Origin of the sequence: Acaricomes phytoseiuli DSM 14247 (assembly GCF_000376245.1) — a bacterium.
Taxonomy (GTDB): domain Bacteria; phylum Actinomycetota; class Actinomycetes; order Actinomycetales; family Micrococcaceae; genus Renibacterium; species Renibacterium phytoseiuli.
In genome coordinates this window covers 26,145-44,981 of record NZ_AQXM01000058.1, presented here as the reverse complement: position 1 = coordinate 44,981, position 18,837 = coordinate 26,145, and the positions used below count along the sequence as shown (strand labels likewise).

17 protein-coding genes are annotated in these 18,837 nt (G+C 57.6%); 9 read left to right on the top strand and 8 right to left on the bottom strand.

Features of this window, described 5'->3' with window-relative positions; translation table 11 throughout:
• The 3 genes from murJ (at position 1) to trxA (ending at position 4,781) form a co-directional block, all read left to right on the top strand.
• Entirely contained in the window at positions 1-3,324 is a 3,324-nt protein-coding gene (murJ, locus tag C501_RS13580) for a murein biosynthesis integral membrane protein MurJ (protein WP_051064497.1), read from the top strand.
• A gap of 123 nt (positions 3,325-3,447) precedes the next feature.
• The gene (gene trxB, locus C501_RS0107385) at positions 3,448-4,401 is read left to right on the top strand and encodes a thioredoxin-disulfide reductase (RefSeq protein WP_018134991.1); all 954 of its coding nucleotides are present in this window, start codon (positions 3,448-3,450) and stop codon (positions 4,399-4,401) included.
• Positions 4,350-4,781 (top strand): thioredoxin, encoded by a 432-nt coding sequence (gene trxA / locus C501_RS0107380; RefSeq protein ID WP_281098867.1) that lies wholly within the window; start codon positions 4,350-4,352, stop codon positions 4,779-4,781. The genes trxB and trxA overlap by 52 nt, the downstream gene beginning before the upstream one ends.
• An 80-nt stretch (positions 4,782-4,861) precedes the next feature.
• Here the strand turns inward: trxA and C501_RS12795 are convergent, their stop codons facing one another.
• The 8 genes from C501_RS12795 to rpmH form a co-directional block, all read right to left on the bottom strand.
• A complete protein-coding gene (locus C501_RS12795; protein ID WP_043568530.1) occupies positions 4,862-5,863 on the bottom strand; it encodes a ParB/RepB/Spo0J family partition protein in 1,002 nt (333 codons plus the stop codon).
• Positions 5,864-5,913: 50 nt separating this feature from the next.
• Positions 5,914-6,915 (bottom strand): ParA family protein, encoded by a 1,002-nt coding sequence (locus C501_RS0107355; protein ID WP_083906573.1) that lies wholly within the window; start codon positions 6,913-6,915, stop codon positions 5,914-5,916.
• A gap of 125 nt (positions 6,916-7,040) precedes the next feature.
• Positions 7,041-7,685, bottom strand: coding sequence for a 16S rRNA (guanine(527)-N(7))-methyltransferase RsmG (rsmG, locus tag C501_RS0107350; RefSeq protein ID WP_018134985.1), 645 nt, complete (start codon positions 7,683-7,685; stop codon positions 7,041-7,043).
• 3 nt (positions 7,686-7,688) lie between these two features.
• Positions 7,689-8,267, bottom strand: a complete 579-nt coding sequence (locus C501_RS0107345) for a Jag family protein (RefSeq protein ID WP_018134984.1) — start codon at positions 8,265-8,267, stop codon at positions 7,689-7,691.
• On the bottom strand, positions 8,267-9,223 hold the full coding sequence (gene yidC / locus C501_RS0107340) for a membrane protein insertase YidC (RefSeq protein ID WP_018134983.1): 957 nt from the start codon (positions 9,221-9,223) through the stop codon (positions 8,267-8,269). The genes C501_RS0107345 and yidC overlap by 1 nt, the downstream gene beginning before the upstream one ends.
• A 24-nt stretch (positions 9,224-9,247) precedes the next feature.
• Complete coding sequence (yidD, locus tag C501_RS14615; RefSeq protein WP_211206358.1) at positions 9,248-9,553, bottom strand: membrane protein insertion efficiency factor YidD; 306 nt, start codon at positions 9,551-9,553, stop codon at positions 9,248-9,250.
• Between the two features lie 124 nt (positions 9,554-9,677).
• Positions 9,678-10,052 carry a ribonuclease P protein component gene (gene rnpA / locus C501_RS14000; RefSeq protein ID WP_083906572.1) on the bottom strand — a complete coding sequence of 125 codons (375 nt, stop codon included), beginning with the start codon at positions 10,050-10,052 and terminating at the stop codon, positions 9,678-9,680.
• Between the two features lie 51 nt (positions 10,053-10,103).
• Positions 10,104-10,241 (bottom strand): 50S ribosomal protein L34, encoded by a 138-nt coding sequence (gene rpmH / locus C501_RS13995; RefSeq protein ID WP_005268235.1) that lies wholly within the window; start codon positions 10,239-10,241, stop codon positions 10,104-10,106.
• Between the two features lie 387 nt (positions 10,242-10,628).
• On the opposite strand from rpmH, the gene dnaA reads away from it, so the two are divergent.
• From dnaA to gyrB, 6 genes are all read left to right on the top strand, one after another.
• Complete coding sequence (dnaA, locus tag C501_RS0107330) at positions 10,629-12,026, top strand: chromosomal replication initiator protein DnaA (protein ID WP_425393276.1); 1,398 nt, start codon at positions 10,629-10,631, stop codon at positions 12,024-12,026.
• A gap of 464 nt (positions 12,027-12,490) precedes the next feature.
• Positions 12,491-13,615: a DNA polymerase III subunit beta gene (gene dnaN, locus C501_RS0107325; RefSeq protein WP_018134980.1), complete on the top strand. Its 1,125-nt coding sequence runs from the start codon at positions 12,491-12,493 to the stop codon at positions 13,613-13,615.
• Positions 13,616-13,650: 35 nt separating this feature from the next.
• Positions 13,651-14,553 carry a phosphogluconate dehydrogenase (NAD(+)-dependent, decarboxylating) gene (gnd, locus tag C501_RS0107320; protein ID WP_018134979.1) on the top strand — a complete coding sequence of 301 codons (903 nt, stop codon included), beginning with the start codon at positions 13,651-13,653 and terminating at the stop codon, positions 14,551-14,553.
• Positions 14,554-14,568: 15 nt separating this feature from the next.
• The gene (recF, locus tag C501_RS0107315) at positions 14,569-15,837 is read left to right on the top strand and encodes a DNA replication/repair protein RecF (protein ID WP_018134978.1); all 1,269 of its coding nucleotides are present in this window, start codon (positions 14,569-14,571) and stop codon (positions 15,835-15,837) included.
• A gap of 4 nt (positions 15,838-15,841) precedes the next feature.
• Positions 15,842-16,429 (top strand): DciA family protein, encoded by a 588-nt coding sequence (locus tag C501_RS0107310; RefSeq protein ID WP_051064500.1) that lies wholly within the window; start codon positions 15,842-15,844, stop codon positions 16,427-16,429.
• A gap of 308 nt (positions 16,430-16,737) precedes the next feature.
• The gene (gene gyrB, locus C501_RS0107305) at positions 16,738-18,795 is read left to right on the top strand and encodes a DNA topoisomerase (ATP-hydrolyzing) subunit B (RefSeq protein ID WP_083906571.1); all 2,058 of its coding nucleotides are present in this window, start codon (positions 16,738-16,740) and stop codon (positions 18,793-18,795) included.
• The last annotated feature ends 42 nt before the right edge of the window (positions 18,796-18,837 follow it).

The window sequence follows — 18,837 nt, the reverse complement described above, 5'->3', positions numbered from 1 at the left end:
ATGTCACCGCGAAAACAGCCCCGAGGGCACCATTTCGCCCGAGGGCGGGCTACCGTCGAACTCGGCGCGGCCAGTGGCGAGCAGCCGCCGGCAGCCGTCTCGCCGGATCATCCGGCAACCGCGAATATTCCCGTGGTCAAAGCCAGGCCGGTCAATGTGGCCCGATCCGCGGGAGTGATGGCCGCAGGCACCCTCGTCTCAAGGATGCTGGGCCTACTCAAGGTCATGCTCATCGCCTACGCGCTGGGCGCCCTGGGGCCGCTCTCCAGCATTTTCGACGCCGCGAACAATCTGCCGAACCTGCTGTACCTGATGCTTGCCGGCGGTGTTTTCAATGTGGTTCTGGTGCCGCAGATCATCAAAGCCAGCCGGCTTCCGGATCGGGGAGCCGACTATCTGAGCCGGTTGCTGACCCTGGGCATCCTGGTGCTTGTGACCTTAACCGTGCTATTCACCGCACTTGCCGGACCGCTGATGACCGCACTCACCCAGTTCCGCGGGCCGCAACTGGAACTGGCAAGCCAGTTCGCGGTCTGGTTGCTCCCACAGATTTTCTTCTACGGCCTCTACGCCCTGCTGGGGCAGATCCTCAACGCGCATGACCGCTTCGGTGCGTATATGTGGGCACCGGTACTAAACAATGTAATCGCGATCGCCGGTGTGGGTGTTTTCTTCTGGATCTGGGGCACCAACCAAAACGCGCAGCACACCGTCGAGAGCTGGGACGGCACGCAGACTCTGATCCTGGCCGGCATCACAACCCTTGGCGTAGTACTGCAAGGTCTTGTGCTGATCTGGCCGGTGACGCGGCTCGGGCTCGGACTGAAATTGCGTTGGAGCTGGCGGGGCATGGGGCTGGGAGCCACCGGGAAAATCGCCGGTTGGGCACTGGGCACCATGGTCATCAGCCAGCTCTCCTACCTGCTTATCACCTGGGTCGGTACGTCCGCCACAGAAAACGGCAATGAAGTAGCGGGCATCTTCGTCTTCAATCGGGCCAGTGACATCTACATCCTGCCGCATTCGATCATCGTGCTCTCCGTTGCCACGATCCTTTTCAACCGGATGGCCCGGGCCGCCACGAGTAAGAACATCGATGCACTGCGGGCAGCCGTCTCCCGGCTCGTCCGTACCGTCGGGGTCATCACGATTTTCTTCGCCGCGGTGCTGGTCGTGCTCTCCGGGCAGATCGGGCTGCTGCTGTCAGGCGGCCGGCCCGAGGACGCACCCAGTATCGGCTTGGCCATCGCCATCCTGGCAATCAGCTCTCCCTTCCTGAGCCTGAATTTCATGTTTAACCGGGTTTTCTATGCCTCCGAGGACTCCCGGACTCCCTTCCTGCTGCAGACGGTCTTAGTGAGTTTCGGCATCATCACCGCTCTGCTGACCCTGTTCTTCCCGAAGCCGGTGCTGATCTTTGCCCTGCTCGCCACGGTGAGCCTCACCAATTTCCTTGCCCCGGTGATGTCCGGCATCGTGCTCCGGCGGCGTTTCGGCGATGTCGGCTTCGCCAGCATCATCCGGTCTCATGTGCAGTTCGCCGTGGCAGCCGTAATTTCCGCCCTGGGCGGTGTGCTAGTCCTGGCCGCACTCGGCGGCATGAGTATCCTCTCCGGCAGCGTCACGGGATTCGCCTGGCAGAACCCGGCCAACGCCTTGATCACGATGATCCTGGTCGGGCTCGTGATGGCGCTGATCTACTTCCTGAGCCTGCGTCTGATGAATGTCGGCGAGCTGGAGAGCCTGCTGCGGCCGATTCTGAGCCGGCTGGGTCGTTTTCTGCCGGCACCTGTCGTCGCTTTCCTGCTGCCCAGCACTGGGCAAGCCGATCGGTTAGGATCGGACAACGGAGAAATCAGCAAATCCAGTACCACTGCGGCCATAGTCAAGGCTGTTTTGCCCGAGGAGGAGAACTTGGCGAACTCGATCGATATCGGTTCTGTTATAGGCGGCCGATACCGGGTTACCGAGCAGATCCTGTCCTCTGCCGAGGGCGATCTCGTGCTCGAGGGCATCGACCAAGTCCTCAACCGCCCGGTCAGCATTGTCATCCCCACTCCGCCGAACGCAGAAGGTCTCACCCGAAGTTCCCGCGAAGTCGCCACCGGGGATCGGGAGGCGAACTTCCAGATTCTGGACCTGAGCCTGGGCGATGGCTCCGCCGGTACCGCTTACCTGATCACAAGCAAGGCACCGGCTGCGGATCTGCTGGATCTGCTGGTCGCTTCCGAGCCTTTTGTGGAGCCATATTTCACCGATGCTCTCGGGCTCGAAATCTTCGGAACCGCCCGGCCACCGGAGCCTGCTCCCGGGCCCTATGACTACGTTTACGAAGACAATACTCCCCTTGCCACATCGCCCTCGGAGAGCTCTGCGACATCCGGCAAAGAAAGCACCCAACCTAAAGTCACGCTGTGGGATGAACCGGTTACCGATCCGGAGACAATCGACGATCCGGAGCTCGTGGAACACGATCCCACGAGCCAGACCCCCGTGACGACAACGCCCTCCGTCAGTCTTACCAGCCCCGTGAGCCCAGTAAGCCCTGTGAGTTCCACGGGCGCAGCGAGCCGTAAGGTCACCGCGAGTGCGTCTCCCGCCGCCATGGGAGCGAGCGCCACTACCCGGCCGGCACCGGCTGCAGCCGAACCGGAGTTCAACGAAGACGATGAGAATCGTCCTCGCTCCGGGCGGTGGCTCGTGATGACCATTCTCATCGCGATCTTGGGCATCGCCTTGGTTCTGGCACTGAGCCAGATCGGCAACCTCTTCAGTTCTGGCCCCACAACAAGTACAAGCACTTCCGCCGCTCCTTCACCAAGCGAGGAGAACAGCACTGCACCGGCGGTCTCTCCGGTGCCGGTAGGGGTCACCCGGGTCATCAGTGGTGGTGATCCGACGCTTTCCAATGACCAGGACAGTAATCTCGGTAACCTGATCGACTCCGACTCCGGCACCTCCTGGCGTTCCGTACAGTTCGCTTCTGCGAATTTCGGGCGACTGGCCCAGGGCTTGGCTCTCGTGATCGAACTGCAGGAACCGGCACCCGTGAGTTCCGTGACCATCACTCAGGTCGGCGGAACCGGCGGGAGCTTCGATCTGCTGGCCAATAATCAGCCGAGCCTTGAGGGTGCCAGGAATATCGGCACCGGAAGCTTCACCGGCCCCGAGATCACCGTGGTGCCGAGCGGAAGCAATCAAGGCGGTCAGGACAACCGTATGCAGTACTTGATCATCAACTTCAGAGAGCTGCCGAGACTGCAGTCCTCTCCCTTGCCGAACCTGCCCTACGGGCTCCGGATCTCGGAGATCGGGATCCAGTAGGCTGAAGGTGCTCCGGGGGTATCTCCGGAATATTTCTTGTGCTGGCACCGTTGTGCCGGAGCAGGTGACAGTGACCACGACCGTGCGGACAGCACGGCCTATGATTCGAGGAGTCTGCCTTCTGTGAGCAATGAATCCAGCACCCCCGGTATCCGTGATGTGATCATCATCGGCTCCGGCCCAGCAGGCTATACGGCAGCCATCTACACGGCGCGAGCCAGCCTTTCGCCACTGGTTCTCGCCGGTTCGGTCACAGCTGGTGGGGAGCTCATGAATACCACTGAGGTGGAGAACTTCCCGGGGTTCCCGCAGGGGATCATGGGGCCAGAGCTCATGGATCAGCTGCAGAAGCAGGCCGAGCGCTTCGGTGCGCAGATCGAGTATGAGGACGTGACTGAAGTTTCCCTCGATGGCCCAGTCAAGGCCGTGGTCACCGGCTCAGGGGAGCGCTATGAAGCACGTAGCGTAATCCTGGCCACCGGATCCGCTTACCGAGAGCTGGGGCTATCGGATGAAAAACGGCTTTCCGGCCGTGGTGTCAGCTGGTGCGCAACCTGTGACGGTTTCTTCTTCAAAGATCAGGACATCGCTGTTGTGGGCGGCGGGGATTCCGCTATGGAGGAAGCTCTTTTCCTCAGCAAGTTCGCGCGGACCGTCACAGTGGTACACCGGCGTCGGGAACTGAGGGCATCAAAGATCATGCAGGATCGTGCTTTCGCCAACGATAAGATCCGGTTCATCTGGGACAGTGAAGTGACCGGTATCTCAGGTGAAGAGAAAGTCAACGGAATAACATTGACTAATCTGATTTCTTCTGAGAAAAGCGAGTTGCCGGTCACCGGTTTATTCGTAGCCATCGGCAATGATCCCCGAGTGGACCTTTTCAAGGACATCCTTGATATCACCCCGGAAGAGACGATTGCCGTAGAGGGGAGATCTACCAAGACCTCCCTTCCCGGAGTCTTCGCGGCGGGCGATGTTGTCGATTCGACATACCGCCAGGCGATCACAGCGGCGGGTTCTGGATGCGCAGCTGCTCTAGATGTCGAGCACTATCTCGGCACGCTGAGCAACTGAATCGAAAATTCCGCGATTTTCTACAAACCGATACAGAAAGGGTTCTTCACATGAGCGAAGTCAAAGCACTTACCGATAGCACGTTCAAGGACGAAGTCCTTGACTCGGACAAACCAGTCATCGTTGATTTCTGGGCTGAGTGGTGCACTCCTTGCCGCGCCCTCGGCCCGGTCATCGAAGAGATCGCGGCTGAGTACAGCGATAGCGTGAGTGTCGCAAAGGTTGATGTCGACGCGAATCCCCGGATCGCCGCTGAGTACGGGATCACTTCGATTCCCGCGGTTTATTTGTTTGCCGAGGGTACCGTCAAAAGCAAAGTCATCGGGGCTCGGCCGAAGCAGTATTTCGAGAAGGAGTTTGCGGAGTACCTCAACTCCTGATTCTCTCCCGCTTAAAAGGGGCCGATGGTTTCACGTGAAACCATCGGCCCCTTTTAAGCCTGTACTCCAGTGGCGGAGTTTCAGCTCTCTGGGTTCAGTACCGTCATGATCCGATTGAGATCTTCCACTGAAGCGAATTCAATGCTGACCTTACCTTTTTTGCTTCCGAGAGTAATCTTAACATTGGTATCCAAACGATCCGCCAGCGAATTCGCCAGAAAATCCAAGCGATCATGACGGGCAGTTGATGGCGTAGTTCGTGATCCCGGAGTACGAGAGTCCTCTTGATATAAAGCTACGGCTTCTTCCGTAGCACGGACAGATAATCCTTCTGCCACAATGCGCTGAGCAACTTTATCCATCGCCCCCGCGTCCGGCAGAGAAAGCAGCGCCCTGGCATGGCCTGCCGAGAGTACCCCCGCGGCAACTCGTCGCTGCACCAGCGGAGGAAGCTTCAGCAGTCTCAGCATATTGGATACCTGGGACCTGGAACGGCCCAGTCGATCGGCAAGTTCTTCGTGCGTCGTCCCGAAATCTTCAAGCAATTGCTGGTACGCCGCAGCTTCTTCCAGAGGATTCAGCTGACTACGATGCAGATTCTCTAATAATGCATCCCGAAGAAGATCATGGTCAGAAGTATCGCGAATAATAGCAGGAATGGTTTCAGTACCAGCAGCCCTACTTGCCCGCCAACGCCGTTCACCCATCACCAGCTCATAGTCCGGGCCAGACTTTTCAGAGGACTTCCGCACAACGATGGGCTGAAGGACCCCTACTTCTTGAATCGAGTGAACCAGCTCAGCCATATCATCTTCATCGAAAACATCACGAGGCTGCTTCCGGTTCGGATGAATACTGTCTAGTGGGAGTAAAGAAAAGCTAGCTCCAGGCACTTCTACAAGTTCGATGGTTTCACGTGAAACCTTTGCTTTCCGGCTCCGGCTTTGAGGTTCCGGGGATTCGGGGAAGAAAACATCTACTGGACGTTTAGCAGCGGAGCCCTCCTCTGCCGTTTCATCCGCGGGGATAAGGGCACCTAAGCCACGGCCCAAGCCACGGCGTTGCTTTTCTGCCACTGTCATGCCTGCCTTACTGTCAGAACCTCGAGAATCAAAGGCTTACAGGCATTATTCTAGCGGTTTAGAGCCCGCCTTCCCGCAAGTTCAGCAGCGGCTTCCAGATAACTCAAAGCGCCCGAAGACGATGGATCATAGGTCAAAATGCTCTGCTGATAGCTCGGAGCCTCAGAAATGCGTACTGATCGGGGGATCACCGTCGACAAGACTTTTTCTGGGAAGTGCTCACGAACATCATCAGCCACCTGTGAGGCTAAGTTAGTGCGGCCGTCATACATCGTTAGAAGAATCGTAGAAACTTCAAGGTCTGAGTTCAAATGCTTCTGGATCATCGAAATGTTATTGAGCAGCTGACTCAATCCTTCTAATGCGTAATACTCACACTGAATCGGAATCATCACTTCATTTGCCGCACAAAAAGCATTGACCGTCAAGAGCCCTAAGCTGGGAGGGCAATCAATCAGAATGTAGTCCAGTCTAGGCAAGCCCTTTTGTTCACGATCTTCCGCGTACTTCTCCAGTGCTTTACGAAGACGTTGTTCCCTCGCCACTAAGGAAACGAGTTCGATCTCGGCACCAGCCAGATGAATTGTCGCCGGAGCACAGAGAAGGCCTTCTATATCCGGGCATGGTGCAACGACGTCCACCAGCGGCGCATCATTGATCAGAACGTCGTAGATGCTTTCCACTTCCGCATGGTGAGTAATACCCAAAGCAGTCGAAGCATTCCCTTGCGGATCAATGTCAACAACAAGGACTACGAGTCCGGCCAACGCCAGGGCGGCTGCGATATTCACCGTGGTCGTGGTCTTACCCACACCACCTTTTTGGTTCGCTACCGTGAGAATTCGAGTGTGATCCGGCTTCACGAGCTTGCGGCCGCGGAGTTTCTCCCTGCGACGAGTCTCATCGGCGAGCTCTCGCCCAATGGGGCTATCTCCGTCAACTTCGCTGATCACATCTCGCCCCGTTTCACGTGAAACACCTTTATCATTCTGAAAATCATTTGAATTAGATTTATTTCCGAGTTTTTCAGAGAGTTTGGCGAAGGACGGCATACGAGACGAACCTGGTGGCGGAACCACACGCACTCCTTTCCTTTTGCTCGGCTAAATCATTGAGGGCTCAATCCTTGGCATTAAGTGCCCTTTTCCAGGATACGCAGTACTCAGCATCTAGGGACTCAGGAACTCACCCTGACCCTGACAACAGTCGTCGGTTCGGGAAGGAACCTACCCACCGTCAGCACCTCAGGATCCTCTGCACGATATTTAACCAATGCCTTGGCTGCCTCTTGGATCTCCCGTTCTGCACTGCGGCCTTTGACCGCCAAGAGTTCACCGCTTCCATGCAGCAGCGGAATCGTCAACGGCAAAAGCTTCGTCAGCGCGGATACCGCCCGAGCGGTCACTACATCGCAGTTCACCTCGGACACCGCTTGCTCGGACCGGGAGCGCAGAACAGTCACCTGCTGACCCAGGTCAAGATCCGCGACGACTTCCTCAAGCCAGAGAACCCGTCGCTCCAAGGGTTCGATCAGTGTCAACGAAAGATTTTCTCGCACCAGCGCTAGACACAACCCTGGTAGGCCCGCACCACTGCCGACGTCGGCGACGTGCATGCCTTCCGGAATCAGTTCGCTGACAACCGCGCAGTTGAGCACATGACGATCCCATAAGCGCGGAACCTCACGCGGGCCGATAAGACCACGTTCGATACCCGAGGTCGCCAAATGCCAGACATATCTTTCAGCGAGCGGTAACCGTTCCCCGAAGACTCGAGCAGCCGTAGCTTCGACCCCCTCTAGAGGCCGGACTTCTTTCACCATCTCTCAAGAAGCACTGACGACTACGTGACGTCGTGATCCTTCGCCTTTAGACTCACTCACCAAACCTTGCTCTGCCACCACATCGTGGATGATCTTTCGGTCATGGGCATTCATCGGCGGGAGGTGAACAGCTTCACCCTCTGCTTTGACACGGCTGACTGCCTCTTCGCCTTCAATCCGCAGAACCTTAGCGCGTTCGGCCCGGAATCCCGTGATATCAAGCAGCAACCTGGATCGGTGCCCCGTCACGGAAAGGACATTGAGCCGCGTGAGCTCTTGCAGCGCCTCCAGTACTTCTCCGTCAGCACCTACCAAAGAGGTGAGATTGTCATTGACCTCTTCGCTGACGATGGAAAGGTAGCTGCGCCCGTTACGGACCTCAATATCGATATCACCATCAATATCCACGATGTCGAGGAGCTCTTCGAGGTAGTCGGCCGCTACATCTCCTTCTTCCTCCATCCGGGAAGGCTGCTGCCCCGAATCCTCAGTCTCTTCCGGAGCAGAAGCGTCGTCGTTTTGCTCCTCCACCTGCTCCTCCACCAGAGACGACTCCGCGTTATCAGAACTGTGCACGGTCATCATTTCTTCCTTCGGTTCTTCCGTTGTGGCTGGGAACGCTGGCCTTTGGCAACAGGCTCTTCAATTTCTTCTGGCTCTTCTTTCTTAGCACCCAGAATGGGAAGGCCCTTCTCCTTCCGGCGCTGCATGTACTCCTTATAGGCAGGAGATCCGGGAGTAGGCATTCTGCGAATCACGAAGAATTGCTGGCCCATCGTCCACAGGTTGGTGGTCGTCCAGTAGATCAGTACACCGATAGGGAAGTTGATGCCACCGATACCGAAGACCAGCGGCAAGATGTAGAGCATGAGCTTTTGCTGTCTCATGAAGGGCGAAGCCATAGCTTCTTCAGACATATTCTTCGCCATGATCTGCTTCTGCGTAATGAACTGCGAAGCGATCATCGCCAAGATCATCACGATGGACAGCAGGATCACGGAGATATTCGCATCGCCGTTCTGCACCTGAGGCAGGAAAGCCGCGGAGAGCGGAGCACCCAGAATCGTGGCGTTGTCGAATTGCTCCACCTGAGCATGGCTCAGAGCACCGATTCCCTGGCCGTTGTTATTCGCATTGGAGATCCCGGAAAGAACCTGGAAGAGCGAGAAGAAGAACGGCATCTGGATCAAAATCGGCAAACACGCACTGAACGGATTGGTGCCGTGATCCTTGTAGAGCGCCATCTGCTCCTGCGCCATCGCCTGGCGGGAGAGCTGATCCGTCTTTCCCTTGTACTTCTGTTGGAGCTTCTTCATCTCCGGCTGCAAGGCCTGCATGCCGCGCTGAGCCTTGATCTGCTTCACGAAAACCGGGATGAGCGCGGCGCGGATCACCAGAACCAGGCCGACGATCGACAGTGTCCAGGTCCAGCCGCTATCACCGGGCATACCCAGGAAGGTCAGCCCTTCGTGGAACCCGAGCATAATGACTGAGACCAGCCATTTGAACGGGAAAAGAATGATTTCGAAGAAGTTCATGTATTCGTTGTTCCCCTCGCAGACCTAGACGGCCCGATCGTATATGCGGTCCAGGTATCGCTCCGGATGGTTGAGCATCACAATCCGGGGTGTCTTCTCCCAGGATGTGTCAGAGAAATCTCGAAAAGGGTGCGCAGGAACATGATCGACCCCGCCCGAACTCCAGGGATGGCACCGCAGTAAACGTCGGCTCGCCAGAAAAGATCCTTTGACTGCACCGTGAATCGTCACCGCTTCAAGGGCATAAGCCGAGCAGCTGGGAAAATAACGGCACACCTGACCGTAGAGCGGAGAGATCACAGCTCGGTAACCGGAGAGGATTCCGATCATGAGATGTCGCGGAACATTCCGTATCACATGCAGCAGATTAAGGGAATCGGTACGTGAGGGGAGGGCAGAAGCATGAGTCACTGCGTTGCTCTCCTTCCGCTGTATGCTGTCAGCAAGCTGATCGTCATTCGGTCTGGCCACGGCTCTGTTCCCTGATCTTACGCAGACAAGCAGCCAGAGCTTTTTCATGCTCCGCATGCAGCGTCTGCCAGTCCGAATCAGCAGCAGCTGGCAACGCCCTGACTACTACTCTGGTTCGCTCCGGCAGTGCCAGAATGCTCTGCGTGGCAAGAGCCCGAAGACGACGCTTGACCCGGTTACGGACTACAGCCTTACCAACCGCCTTGGAGACGATGAAGCCGTAACCCGCATCGGATTGTTCTGCTGTCTTGTCAACGTTTGCGTATAACACCAAGTTCCGGCCCCCTACACGGGTGCCGGAACGAAGAATAGAAGAGAATTCTGCAGCATGACGCACCCGATGTCGGATGGGTAACACGGCTAATCACCAGCCGGCATCGCCGGAATCCCGGTCATCGGCTGAATCACATCAGGCAGAGAGCTCGCTGCGGCCCTTGCTACGGCGTGCAGCGAGAATGGCGCGGCCAGCACGCGTACGCATGCGAAGGCGGAAGCCGTGCTTCTTGGCACGACGGCGGTTATTCGGCTGAAAAGTCCGCTTGCTCACGGTGGTCAACTCCAAAGACTGTGCTGAGGCATGGCCACACAATACGGGGAAGTATAACGGCCTATGCTGCAGATCGCATGCCTGAAACAGGCATCAAATGACTTAACAACGTTAGGCCATCAAGGAGCTTTCAGTCAAACCAGGAACCGCTGGAAGAAGAAAACAGGCCTTTGAAATGACTATGGACAAAACCTGAGCAGAGGTGCATCAAGCATTCTTTTCAGAAGTTGAAAATGACTGTTATCCACAGTACAGACTCCAGCTATCGCAGGGGAGCCCTGATCACCTACTCTTAATCAAGGCTAGTTATCCACCAGCTGTGAACAACTTTGTGGATAGTTCAATAACCGTGAGTAGTCCCTGGGCAGAATGAGTTCAATCGTGAACATAGAGAACGTCGAAAACATCGCTGGATCATGGCGCAAGGTCGTGAGAATCCTGGAAGAAGACGAGCACGTCTCGCCCAGGCAGCGCGGATTCGTCTCCTTGGCCCAGGCGCAAGGGCTCATCGGCTCGACGCTGCTACTGGCCGTGCCCAACGAACTGACTCGCGAGGTCCTGCAGAATCAGATCAAAGGGTCTCTCGATCTGGCTCTGCGCGAGGTCTTCGGCGAAGACATTCTGTGCGCGATCAGTATCGATACCGATCTGACACCCATTGCCGTGGAAGAGGAAGAAGAGCAGGAAATCCCCGAAGCCAGCGGTGAGACCCGGCCGCAGCCAGAGCCACCCAGCACATCGAACGAGTTCGGCAGACTCAACCCGAAATACATCTTCGATACTTTCGTCATTGGGCAATCGAATCGTTTCGCCCATGCTGCTGCAGTCGCCGTAGCAGAAGCTCCCGCGAAAACATATAACCCACTGTTCATATACGGTGATTCGGGTCTCGGTAAGACCCACTTGCTGCATGCCATCGGACACTACGCCCGTAAGCTCTACAACGGCATCCGGGTGCGTTACGTCAACTCCGAGGAATTCACCAACGAGTTCATCAACTCCATCCGATACGATGAGGGAACCAGCTTCAAGACGACTTACCGGAACGTGGACATCCTGCTCATCGACGACATCCAATTCCTCTCCGGGAAAGAAGCCACTCAGGAAGAGTTCTTCCACACCTTCAACGCACTCCACAATCACAACAAGCAAGTGGTGATCACCTCGGATCTGGCTCCGAAACAGCTTTCCGGATTCGAAGAACGCATGCGCTCCCGTTTCGAATGGGGTCTACTCACTGATGTGCAGCCGCCCGAACTGGAGACCCGGATCGCGATTCTGCGTAAAAAGGCCATCGGAGAGGGCCTGTATGCTCCAGATGACGTTCTCGAATACATCGCTTCGAAGATCTCCACTAATATCCGGGAACTCGAAGGAGCACTCATCCGAGTCACGGCTTTCGCTTCGCTCAACCGGCAGAACGTGGATGTCTCGCTTGCCGAAACAGTACTCAAAGATCTGATCACCGATGAAGGCGATCAGCAGATCACCGCGACGACCATTCTCGGCCAGACCGCGAAGTACTTCGATCTGAGTCTAGAAGAGCTGAAATCGAAATCGCGGACACGGACGCTGGTCAATGCCAGGCAGATCGCCATGTACTTATGCCGTGAGCTCACCGATCTCTCTTTGCCTAAGATCGGGCAGGAACTCGGCGGCCGCGATCACACCACCGTGATTCATGCCGACCGGAAGATCCGGGAACTGATGGCTGAGCGGCGCGCGATCTTCAACCAGGTGACTGAGCTGACCAACCTGATCAAACAGCAACAGCGGCAGAGTTAGTGCTGAGTCAGGCCCGACACGCGGTACAACAGCCACGATATCGTTGGTGTTGATAAGTCTGTTGATAACGGTGGATAACTTCGGTTCCCCTGAGCATAAAGCGCGGTACTCCTGTGATGATGATTCTCGCGGGATTCCGCTATCACCAGCCCCATAACAGGTCAGCCCCCGCTGAACCACATGTTGTACACAACCAAGAAGTGAGAGATCTCCTGGCATCCAGGCAGTAATCCACAGTTTCCACAGAGGTTATTAACACTAAGAATTCCAATATTTCTGATCATCCCAAAGAACAAAGCGCCTGCCTTGGCCATCGATTCTGATCCTATCGACCTAGACTGGCCTGATCCGTCTACGGCTAAGCTGGGATCGGGTATGTAGTTTCCTGACAGCAAGGCGGCACGAGGTGTGCTCTGCTATCCGGACTACTTTAGAGACGTCAGAAGACAGTTAGGCAGGCACTAGTGAAGTTCCGAGTAGAGCGGGATGTCCTCAACGATGCGGTCAGCTGGGCTGCGCGCGCCTTGTCGCCGCGGCCGCCGGTCCCCATCCTTGCCGGACTACTCCTGAAAGCAGAAACCGGAACACTGAGCCTTTCGAGTTTCGACTACGAGATCTCCGCACATCTGGAGATCTCCGCAGAAGTCATCGAAGCGGGTAACATCCTGGTTTCGGGACGATTGCTGGCTGATATCTGCCGCAGCCTGCCTTCGGCACCGATCGAGGTGGAAACCGATGGTTCCAAAGTCACGCTCAGCTGCCGGAGTGCACGGTTCAATCTGGCAACGATGCCGGAGAACGAATACCCCGAACTTCCGCAGCTGCCCGACCTCAGTGGCACGGTATCCGGTGAAGATTTCGCCCGGTCCGTAGCTCAAGTCGGCATCGCCGCGAGCAAGGATGACACCCTGCCCATTCTTGCTGGCGTCAAAGTCGAGATCGAGGGTGACACCATCACTCTGCTCGCCACTGATCGGTATCGCTTGGCCATGCGGGAAATGACCTGGAAACCCGCTGATCCTGCGATCTCCACTTCTGTTCTGGTGAAAGCCAAGACGCTCAACGAAGTTGCCAAGACGCTTGGCGGAGCTGGGGAACTGAGTCTGGCGCTGAGTGATACAGCTGACCTCATCGGCTTCGAAAGCGGTGGGCGCCGTACCACTTCGCTTCTGGTCGATGGCGACTATCCGAAGATCAGATCGCTCTTTCCGGAGAGCACTCCGATCCACGCCGTAGTTGAAACCTCAGCGCTCATCGAAGCGGTCAGGCGGGTCGCTCTCGTGGCCGAACGCAATACCCCGGTTCGCCTTTCCTTCACCGAAGGCCAGATGAGCCTGGATGCCGGTACCGGTGAAGCAGCGCAGGCTTCCGAAGCCCTGGAAGTCTCGCTCACCGGTGAACCCATCACGGTGGCCTTCAACCCGCATTATCTAAGCGAAGGGCTGAATGCCATCGAGAGCAAATACGTAAGGTTCTCTTTCACCTCGGCACCGAAACCGGCGATGATCACGGCTCAGGAGAAGCTCGATGGCGATGATCAGGACGATTACCGCTACCTGGTGATGCCGGTCCGACTGCCCAACCAGTGACGAGAGTCAGCAAAGAAGAGAAGAAGAGAAACACTATGCACATCGGTCTTATCGGTCTCGGAAAAATGGGTTTCAATATGCGTTCCCGGCTCCGGGAGAAAGGCATCGACGTCACCGGATACGACCACAACCGGGAAATCTCCGATGTCGCCGATCTCGATGCTTTGGTAGCCGCTGTGCCGGAGCCCAGGATCATTTGGGTGATGGTCCCGGCAGGAAGGATCACGGACACCGTGATCAGGGATCTCGGCGATCGACTGAGCCCCGGGGACCTGATCATCGATGGTGGCAACTCGCGTTTCACAGCGGACCAGGAGCATGCGGAGATCCTCGCTGAACAATCCATCGAATTCATCGATTGCGGTGTCTCCGGCGGAGTCTGGGGGCTGGAGAACGGCTATGGGCTCATGGCCGGTGGAACCGATGAGAATATCGCCCGGGCTATGCCGGTTTTCGATGCGCTCCGGCCGGAAGGCGAGCGCTCCGACAGCTTTGTCCATGTCGGCGGTGTGGGTGCCGGACACTACGCCAAGATGGTGCATAACGGCATCGAGTACGGTCTCATGCAGTCCTATGCCGAAGGCTATGATCTACTGGCCTCGAAAGACATCGTCAAAGATGTCACCGGCACTTTCCGTGCCTGGCAGAAAGGCACCGTAGTGCGCTCTTGGCTATTGGATCTCATGGTCCGAGCGCTAGAAGCGGACCCCGGACTCGAAGGCATCGCCGATTATGTTGAAGATTCCGGCGAAGGCCGGTGGACCGTGGAGGAAGCGGTCGCAAGCGCGATTCCGGTGCCCGCGATCACTGCTGCGCTGTACGCACGTTTCGCCTCGCGCGATGACAACTCTGCAGCCATGCGGATGGTTTCGGCGCTGCGCAATCAGTTCGGCGGTCACCAGATGCGTCCCGCGGTGAAGCCGGATCCCGCCGACTGACATCGAGGCCTACTCGTGTACCTGGAGCAGCTTGTGCTCACCGATTTCCGCTCTTATGCTTCGCTCGACGTGGAGTTCCAGCCGGGTGTCAGCGTTTTGGTCGGTGCCAATGGATTCGGCAAGACGAATATCGTCGAAGCGCTCGGTTATGTGGCTAACCTTGCCTCGCATCGGGTTTCCGCCGATGCACCGCTGATCCGGATCGGTCAGGAGCAGGCGATTGTCCGCGCCTGTCTGGTCCGTGGCAGTCAGCGTTTGAGTCTGGAACTAGAGATTAACAGCAAAGGTGGGAATCGGGCGCGGATCAACCGCGCCAATCCGGTGCGCGCCAGGGAAATCCTCGGCTTGTGCAGAAGTGTGCTTTTCGCCCCTGAGGACCTCTCCCTGGTCAAAGGTGACCCGGGGCAGCGCCGCAGATTCCTCGATGAGATGCTGCAGACTCTTTCCCCGCGATTGGCCGGAGTGCGCGGTGATTACGATCGGGTGCTGCGCCAGCGCAACGCTCTGCTGAAATCCGCCCGAGGGCATCGGTTTTCCCGTGGCGGGCTGCCCGCGGATTTCACGAGCACCTTGGACGTCTGGGATCAGCATTTATCCATTGTTGCTGCGGAGCTGGTTCAGGCGCGGTATCGCCTGGTCGATCAGTTGGCTCCGCACGCCGGGGAAGCTTATGCCGCGCTGACCGAGGGCGGCAAAGAGTTTTCGATGAGATACCGCTCCAGTCTCAACGGGTATCAGGAAGATCCTGATCGAGATGAGCCGGGAGCACGCAGCGCGGATGAACTCCTGGCGGCTGAAGAGGATCTGGGTGGGCTTCCACAAGCGCAGCTCATGGAAAGATTCCAACAGGCTCTCATCGCTGTGCGGCCCCGTGAGGTTGATCGTGGGTTGACGCTCATCGGCCCGCATCGCGATGAACTCGACCTGTTATTAGCCGGATTCCCCGTCAAGGGATTCGCTTCTCATGGCGAGACTTGGTCGGTGGCGCTCTCACTGCGCCTCGCCTGCTACGCGTTGTTGCGCCAGGAGCAGGAAGTCTCCGGGGCGGATCCGATTCTGGTGTTGGATGATGTCTTCGCCGAACTCGACACGAACCGTCGCGAGCGGTTGGCGCAGATGGTATCCGGAGCTGAGCAGGTTCTGGTGACGGCAGCGGTGGATGCAGATATCCCGGAGCAGTTGCAAGGTCACCGGATCCGGATGAGCGCCCCGGGGAAGATCCTGATCCCGAGCTCGCAGGGCCTGGATCGCGCTGAGAACTCAGAGGCCACCGGCGATGAGTGAAGAAATGAGTGAAGAATTGTCTGATCCGCAGCCGATCCCGGGAGGAATCGGCTCTTCGGAAGAGACGGAAAAGGTCGATGCTCCTCGCTTCGCACTCAACCGGATGCGTCAGGCCGCTCAGGCTCGGGGGGATCGGCCGCAGCGCAAGCAGTCTTCAGGTCTGCAGGGTTCTGCGGCGCGTGGCTCGGGCCGGGGTGGTAGAAATCGGCGCCGATTCGGTTCCGGGCAGCAAACGGGCCGGGATCCTCAGGAGCTGGGGGGCGTGGTCAGTCGGATGATTTCCGAACGCGGCTGGGCGGCTCCGGTAGCGGTCGGTTCCGTGATCACTCGCTGGGATGTTTTAGTGGGCCCGGAGATCGCTGCGCATTGCCAGCCGGAATCCTTCACCGGAACTAAATTGCAGGTGCGTTGCGATTCCACTAGCTGGGCTACTCAGCTGCGACTGCTCTCCTCGACTCTGTTGCAGCGCTTCGATAAAGAGCTGGGGGCCGGAGTGGTGACGGTGATTCATGTTCTGGGACCGGCAGCGCCTAACTGGGCTAAAGGAGCCCGGCGGGTGAACGGCCGCGGCCCCCGGGATACCTATGGCTGAGGAGCAGGTAATTTTCTGACAGCACAGATTCGCGATATCGGGCTGAGCAAGGCACGGAAATCAATGCGCGTATCCCGGGCCATTCTTTGCTACTGAGGCCAGCTAAGCGGGCATAGTGAGCTTTTGATGACTATTTTCCCGGTGTTGGAGTCTTCGCCAGACGGTGTGTGGAAGAAAAAGCTGTAGAATAAAAGCAGAATGAACCGGATGCTTGGATACCTGGCCCGGAACCTTGGCCGGTATTGATTCCGGTCGGGTAGCGGACTGGAATTCAGGGCTGGCCGGAGCAGACCCATCAAGAATCAAGAATGAGGTCGAGTAGGTCTTTGTCGAACAATAACTCGTCGAATGACGCTGTCAGCACTGCTGGAGAACCACAGTACGGCGCCAGTGACATCACTGTGCTGGAAGGTTTGGAAGCGGTCCGGAAGCGTCCCGGTATGTACATCGGCTCCACCGGGCCCCGCGGCTTGCATCACCTTGTCTACGAAGTCGTCGATAACTCCGTTGATGAAGCGCTCGCAGGATACTGCACGCATATCGAGATCACCCTGCAAGCCGATGGCGGCGTACGGGTTGTCGATGACGGCCGCGGCATTCCCGTGGATATGCACCCGACGGAAGGCAAGCCGACGGTCGAGGTAGTCATGACCATCCTGCATGCCGGCGGAAAATTCGGCGGCGGCGGCTATGCGGTGTCCGGGGGTCTGCACGGTGTGGGCATCTCCGTGGTCAACGCGCTCTCCACTCGGGTGGAGACTACAGTGCGCCGGCAAGGGTTCACCTGGCACCAGTCCTTCGCGGATGGCGGCAAGCCCGTCGGCAGTCTCAACAAAGGCGAGGCGACCGAAGAGACCGGCACCACGCAGGTTTTCTACCCGGATCCGGGCATTTTCGAGTCCACGGATTTCGACTTCGAAACCCTGCGCGCCCGGTTCCAGCAGATGGCGTTCCTCAATAAAGGCCTGCGGATCACACTCACTGACGAGCGAGTCTCCGCTGAGCCCGGGGAAGAGATCGCCTCCGAAATCGACGAAGAACCCGAAGAGAAATCCCGGCAGGTGGTCTACCAGTACGACAATGGCCTGCTGGATTACGTCACGTACCTCAACTCCGCTAAGCGAGTGGAAGTCGTTCACCCCGAAGTGATCGCTTTCGAAAGCGAGAGCCAGGATATCGGTGGTCGGTCCATCGCCTTGGAACTGGCGATGCAGTGGACCGGGGCGTATTCGGAGAGCGTGCACACGTACGCGAACACCATCAACACTCATGAGGGCGGCACGCACGAAGAAGGCTTCCGCGCCGCGATGACCTCCTTGATCAACCGGTACGCCCGGGATAAGAACCTGATCCGGGAGAAGGATGACAACCTGACCGGTGACGATATCCGCGAAGGTCTCACCGCGGTGATCTCGGTCAAGCTCTCCGAACCGCAGTTCGAGGGGCAAACCAAGACCAAACTCGGCAACTCCGAGGCGAAGGGCTTCGTGCAGAGAGTCGTCACCGATGAGCTGGGCGATTGGCTCGAGCGCAATCCTGGCCCGGCCCGGGACGTCATCCGTAAATCCATTCAGGCCGCGCAGGCTCGGCTAGCGGCGCGTAAAGCGCGGGAATCCACTCGCCGCAAAGGCCTCCTGGAATCCGGTGGGATGCCCGGAAAGCTCAAGGATTGCCAGTCCAAGGACCCGTTCAAGAGCGAGATCTACATCGTGGAGGGAGATTCTGCTGGGGGGTCCGCAGTACGAGGCCGGAATCCGGAGACCCAGGCGATCCTCCCGCTGCGCGGCAAGATCCTCAATGTGGAAAGAGCACGGCTCGATCGCTCCCTCAACAATGCCGAAGTGCAGTCCCTGATCACCGCTTTCGGTGCTGGGATCGGTGAGGATTTCGATGTCTCCAAGGCGCGCTATCACAAGATCGTGCTCATGGCGGATGCCGATGTCGATGGACAGCACATCAACACGCTGCTGCTGACCCTGCTCTTCCGGTTCATGCGACCGCTGCTGGAACACGGTTACGTCTACCTGGCACAACCGCCGCTCTACCGGCTGAAGTGGTCCAATGCCACTCACGATTACGTCTTCTCCGACCGGGAACGGGATGAAGCCCTGGCCCGAGGCCAGGCAGCAGGGCACCGCCTGCCCAAGGAGAACGGCATCCAGCGCTATAAGGGTTTGGGCGAGATGGACTACACCGAGCTGTGGGAGACCACGATGGACCCGAATTCGCGTACCCTGCTGCAAGTGACCATGGACGACGCCGCGGCAGCGGATCAGATGTTCTCCGTGCTCATGGGCGAGGATGTCGAATCCCGGCGCGCTTTCATCCAGCGCAATGCCAAAGACGTGCGGTTCTTGGATATCTGAGGCACCGAGGTATCAGCACCCGCCCTGAGCCGTTTGCTGGGC

Coding starts and splice junctions, on each gene's coding strand:
- murJ (WP_051064497.1), top strand. CDS start 1: ATGTCACCGCGAAAACAGCCCCGAGGGCACCATTTCGCCCGAGGGCGG.
- trxA (WP_281098867.1), top strand. CDS start 4,350: ATGCGCAGCTGCTCTAGATGTCGAGCACTATCTCGGCACGCTGAGCAA.
- C501_RS12795 (WP_043568530.1), bottom strand. CDS start 5,863: ATGACAGTGGCAGAAAAGCAACGCCGTGGCTTGGGCCGTGGCTTAGGT.
- C501_RS0107355 (WP_083906573.1), bottom strand. CDS start 6,915: ATGCCGTCCTTCGCCAAACTCTCTGAAAAACTCGGAAATAAATCTAAT.
- rsmG (WP_018134985.1), bottom strand. CDS start 7,685: ATGGTGAAAGAAGTCCGGCCTCTAGAGGGGGTCGAAGCTACGGCTGCT.
- C501_RS0107345 (WP_018134984.1), bottom strand. CDS start 8,267: ATGACCGTGCACAGTTCTGATAACGCGGAGTCGTCTCTGGTGGAGGAG.
- yidC (WP_018134983.1), bottom strand. CDS start 9,223: ATGAACTTCTTCGAAATCATTCTTTTCCCGTTCAAATGGCTGGTCTCA.
- yidD (WP_211206358.1), bottom strand. CDS start 9,553: ATGATCGGAATCCTCTCCGGTTACCGAGCTGTGATCTCTCCGCTCTAC.
- gnd (WP_018134979.1), top strand. CDS start 13,651: ATGCACATCGGTCTTATCGGTCTCGGAAAAATGGGTTTCAATATGCGT.
- C501_RS0107310 (WP_051064500.1), top strand. CDS start 15,842: ATGAGTGAAGAATTGTCTGATCCGCAGCCGATCCCGGGAGGAATCGGC.
- gyrB (WP_083906571.1), top strand. CDS start 16,738: ATGAGGTCGAGTAGGTCTTTGTCGAACAATAACTCGTCGAATGACGCT.